The organism is Pseudomonas sp. Pseusp3, assembly GCF_047304225.1.
GTDB classification, from domain to species: Bacteria; Pseudomonadota; Gammaproteobacteria; order Pseudomonadales; family Pseudomonadaceae; genus Aquipseudomonas; species Aquipseudomonas fluorescens_CD.
Genome location: NZ_JBGLYV010000195.1, coordinates 1 through 4,166, shown reverse-complemented (window position 1 = coordinate 4,166; position 4,166 = coordinate 1). Strand labels below are relative to the sequence as shown.

Annotated in this window: 4 protein-coding genes; 1 reads left to right on the top strand and 3 read right to left on the bottom strand. The window is 64.6% G+C overall.

The window, feature by feature from the left end; translation table 11 throughout:
• The coding region (locus tag ACCD00_RS30280; RefSeq protein ID WP_413428872.1) for an OB-fold nucleic acid binding domain-containing protein at window positions 1-543 on the top strand (543 nt) is incomplete at its 5' end.
• A gap of 139 nt (window positions 544-682) precedes the next feature.
• Here the strand turns inward: ACCD00_RS30280 and ACCD00_RS30275 are convergent.
• The 3 genes from ACCD00_RS30275 to ACCD00_RS30265 are packed head-to-tail and all read right to left on the bottom strand — an operon-like array spanning window position 683 to window position 4,038.
• Entirely contained in the window at window positions 683-1,345 is a 663-nt protein-coding gene (locus tag ACCD00_RS30275; protein ID WP_413428871.1) for a flavin reductase family protein, read from the bottom strand.
• A gap of 12 nt (window positions 1,346-1,357) precedes the next feature.
• Window positions 1,358-2,845, bottom strand: coding sequence for an amidohydrolase family protein (locus ACCD00_RS30270; RefSeq protein WP_413428870.1), 1,488 nt, complete (start codon window positions 2,843-2,845; stop codon window positions 1,358-1,360).
• Window positions 2,842-4,038 carry an amidohydrolase family protein gene (locus tag ACCD00_RS30265; RefSeq protein ID WP_413428869.1) on the bottom strand — a complete coding sequence of 399 codons (1,197 nt, stop codon included), beginning with the start codon at window positions 4,036-4,038 and terminating at the stop codon, window positions 2,842-2,844. Before ACCD00_RS30265 ends, ACCD00_RS30270 begins: the two co-directional genes overlap by 4 nt.
• Window positions 4,039-4,166 lie beyond the last annotated feature (128 nt).

Genomic DNA, 4,166 nt, shown 5'->3' with positions numbered 1-4,166 from the left:
TTGCGTGGCCTGGCCGGCGACCGGCACCGGGCACGCTGGGAAGTGGCCGGGGTACAAAAGCAGCTGGGTTTGTTTGCCGGCCTGCCGAGCCGGGAGGAGGACGCGGTGTCGTTGCCCAAACCCACCGTGGGCGAGGACCTGCAAGCCGATTACGCCAGTGTCGGCACCACCCTCGGACCGCATCCGCTGGCCCTGTTGCGCAGTGAGTTGAAGGCGCGGCGCTGCCGCAGTTCGCAGGAGTTGCTGGACGTCGAACACGGTCGGCCGGTCAGCGTCGCCGGGCTGGTCACCGGCCGACAACGCCCGGCCACCGCCAGCGGCGTGACGTTCGTCACCCTTGAGGACGAGTTCGGCAACGTCAACGTGGTGGTCTGGCGCGACCTGGCCGAGCGACAGCGCCAGGTGCTGGTCGGCTCGCAGTTGCTCAAGGTCGATGGCCGCTGGGAGAAGGAGGGCGAGGTCCGGCACCTGATTGCCGGGCGCTTGAGTGATTTGAGCCCGCTACTGGATGGCATCACTGTGCGTAGCCGGGATTTTCACTGACCCCCCCCTGTAGGAGCGAGCTTGCTCGCGATGAACCTGAGAGCGCCGCGGGGTGTCAGGTTACCAGCGGTATCGTTGACGACCATCGTCGGATCGCCGCCCGGAGCAAGCTCGCTCCTACAGGTTTATGTGTAACTGGCTACTTGCCCAGCGGCCAAAACCGTTCCCCACCGCCCGGTGCTTCCGTCCATGCCTGCAATGAGCGTGTCGGCAAATCGAAATAGTCACGCGTGCGTGCATAGCCATGCCCGCCCATGCGTCCGATCGCATCCAGCCCCAATTGGTCGATGTACAGGGTTTTCGGGTCGATCAGTTCGTCTCGCACATGGGCCATCAGCACTTCACCGAAGATGATTTCCCGCGACTGGCCGATGGACAGCGCCATCATCCGCCGGCATTCCAGCGCCACCGGGGCTTCGCCGATGCGAGGGCATTTGACCGTGGTGCCTGGGATGGCGGTGAGGCCGGCGGCGGTCAATTCGTCGAAGCCGGGGGCGAAGGGCACGGCGCAGACGTTCATGGCTTCCACCAGTGCATCGCTGACGATATTGACGGTGAATTCCTGGTTGAGCTGAATGTTGCGGGTGGTGTCCTTGGGGCTTTGGTCGTCGTAGTTTTCCACGCCAAGGGCGAGGATGGGCGGGTCGGCCGACAGCGCATTGAAGAAGCTGAACGGTGCTGCGTTGACCCGGCCTTCGCCGTCGACGGTGGTGACCAGGGCAATCGGCCGTGGCACGACGCTGCCGATCAGGATCTTGTATTTGTCCCGGGGGCTCAGTTGGCTGAAGTCGAAGCTTTGCATGGGCAGAATTCTCTAAAAAAGGGGATCAATCGCGCTCAGTGGCGCCTGTGCGCTGTAGTCGTCGGCGAACGGGATGGCCGGCCGGAACAGGCTTTTCCAGTCCGGTTGGCCAAAGGCCCGGTCGCTGTGGCTGCGCATCAGCTTTTCGAATTGCCGTTGGGCCTGACGTTGCAGGGCGCAGTAGTCGATGCCCTTGACCTGGCCGTCCTGCATCACGCAGCGGCCATCGATGTAGCTGGCGATGCAGTCGTCACCGCGACCGGCCAGCACCAGATTTTTCAGCGGATCGAATAACGGTCCCAGGTGCATTGCGCGCAGGTTGAACACGGTGATGTCGGCCTTGCACCCCGGCGCCAGACGTCCGAGATCGTCGCGCCCCAAAGCGGTGGCGCCGCCGAGTGTCGCGGCGTTGTACAGGTCCAGCGTGCTGGTCAGGTCATTACCGCCCTCCATCAGGCGGGCGATGTTCAAGCCCTGACGCATGTTGTCCAGCAAGTCCGCCGGCCAGGTGTCGGTGCCCAGGGCGAAGTTGATGCCCTTGGCCCGATAGCGTCCGAACGAGTTCAGCGCCTCGCCATCGCGGGCGAACACCACCGGGCAATGCACCAGACTGGCGCCGCCGTCCACGACTCGCTGCAAGTCGTCATCGCCGTGGGTGTAGATGCCGTGGGGCAGCAGGCTGCGTGGGTTCAAAAGCCCAAGCTGCTGCAACCAGCCCAACGGCGAGGTGCCGCGCAGTTGCTCGACCATCGCCATTTCGCCCAGACCTTGACAGCAATGCAAACGCATCGGTGCATTCATTTCCTGGCTCAGCTTGGCGGTGCGCTGCAGCAGCGCCGGGGTGCAAGTCTGGATGCGGTCCGGCAGTAGCGCCCCGCGAATCAGGCCGTCATTCGCGCCGTCGAAATCGCGGAAAAACCGTTCAGCGGCATCCAGTCCCGCCATGCCCCGGGCTTCGTCCCAATGGTGCGCCAGCGTACCGTCGGCCTGCCAGTAACTCATGCCGCTCATGTAGCTGGGGCCGAAGTATGTGCGTAGCCCCAGCTCGGCCGACACATCGGCTACGGCCGCAAACTCGTCGTAGGTCTCGGCCCACTCGCGGTAATACATCGAGGTGATCGGCATGGCCGTGGTAATGCCGTTGCGGATCAGTTGCGTGAAGGCGTAGCGGTATTTGAAGACTTCTTCTTCGGGGCTGTAACTTTCCCGCGGTCCACGCGCCAGATACTGCGCCGACCACATCCGGCCCATGTCGCGCTCGTCGCCGTTGTCCAGGGTCAGCACCGTGGAATCGAGGTCGCCGAGGGCATCCAGATCGATGAAGCCGGGGCCGATCAGCGCATTGCCGTAATCAACCCACTGATCGACCGGGCCCGGATAACCGCGCCCGACAAACTCAATGCGCGAGCCCGCGAACACCACTTCGCCGTCGCGCCACAGCACATGCCGGGTGCCGTCGAAGCCGACCACACAACTGGCGCGCAAGCCGATGCGCTTCACAGCCGGCTTTCCAGCAAACGGCCACCCGCAGCAATCAATTGACCCGCGCGATAGACCTGACGCAGCGGCCGCGAAACCACCGCTTCACCCAGTGTTTGCACCGGCATCAGCAGGAAATCCGCTGGCTGGCCGATCGCCAGGCGATTGGCTTCGCAACCCAGTGCCTGGGCGCCATTGGCGGTTGCCGCCGCGAACGCCGCCGCCAGTTCGTCGTCCTTGCTCAGGTCGAAGCGGAACGCCAGCAGCATCGCCCGTTCCAGCATGTCGCCGTTGCCCATGGGCGACCAGGCGTCGCGAATGCCGTCGGAGCCCAGACACACATTCACACCGGTTTCGCGCAGGGCCAGGAACGGCGGCACCGCGCAATCGGCCGGGGCCGAACTCATCAGCGAAATACCCAGTACCGCCAGGCGCTCGGCCACCGGTTTGACCTGGCTCCACGGCAACATCCCCAGGCAGTACGCATGGCTGATCATCACCCGGCCCTGGCGAGCGAAGCGCTCGGTGTAGTCGGCGATCAGCGCGATCTGCCACAGGCCCAGCTCACCCTTGTCGTGCAGGTGAATATCGATGCCACGGTCGAATTCGCTGGCCAGCTTGAACACGAAATCCAGTTGCGCAAGCGGATCGTTATCGATGCCGCACGGGTCCAGGCCACCGACGTTCTCCACGCCCAGGGCCATGGCTTCGCGCATCAATTCGGCGGTGCCGGGGCGACTGATCAGGCCGGTTTGCGGGAACACCACCAGTTGCAGGTCGATCAGGTCGCGATATTGTTCGCGCAGCTGTTGCATGGCCTCGACATGACGCAGGCCGAACTCCGGGTCGATGTCGACGTGGCAACGCATGGTCAGCGAGCCACGGGCGATGCAGTTTTCCAGCAGGGCGCCGGCCCGTTGCGCAATCGGTGTGGTGACTTCGCGCAGGATGCGCCGTTCGTTGGCAATGTAGTCCTTGAGGGTCGGGCCGGCGCTATTGGGGCGCCATGGCTGGCCCCAGAGGGTTTTGTCCAGGTGCACGTGGCTTTCCACCAGTGCAGGCGTGAGCAACTGGTTCTGGCCGTCGATGTCGGTGGCCGACAGGGTTTCGTTCGAAGCGGGGCGGCGTTGGCTGAACCGGCCGTTTTCGATCAACAGGTCTTCGGCGGGGGCGCCGTAGGGGCGCACGTTGCGCAGCCAGTGGGGGTGGGTCATTGAATACCTCAAGTTGTATGTTGTCAGGGCCGGCCTCTTAGCGGGGCAACCCCCCCCCCCACAAGTGGGAGGGGTGCAGGGGGGGGGGGGGGGGTGGGGCAAGCCCCCCCCGCCGGGGGGGGGAACCC

Bases quoted from the DNA above. Each gene is read 5' to 3' on its own strand.
- ACCD00_RS30275 (WP_413428871.1), bottom strand. From the start codon at position 1,345: ATGCAAAGCTTCGACTTCAGCCAACTGAGCCCCCGGGACAAATACAAG.
- ACCD00_RS30265 (WP_413428869.1), bottom strand. From the start codon at position 4,038: ATGACCCACCCCCACTGGCTGCGCAACGTGCGCCCCTACGGCGCCCCC.